Here is a 220-nt window from a genome sequence, read left to right on the forward strand (position 1 = left end):
GCCCGACCCCACAGCCCACCACGGACCTTGAAGCACTGCGCCACATCCTCCACCCTGGCGAGGAGTTCACGCTCCGCACCGGCCGGTTCGACGGCTTCGGCGGGTCGGCCCTCCCGCTCCGCCGCCCGGGCCGCGGCCGCCGCCTCGGCGGCCGTCCCGCCCCTCTCCCTGGCGGCGCGGTCGGCGCGGTCGGCCGCCCGCCGCTGGGCCCGGGACACCT

The 220-nt window shown here is 80.0% G+C and carries 1 pseudogene; it reads right to left on the bottom strand.

From position 1 onward, the window contains the following. A pseudogene (locus ACTVAJ_RS30315) lies at nt 1–220 on the bottom strand (ABC transporter ATP-binding protein); the annotation flags it as partial.

This window comes from Nocardiopsis sp. KDC1DS13DA1 (assembly GCF_055632325.1).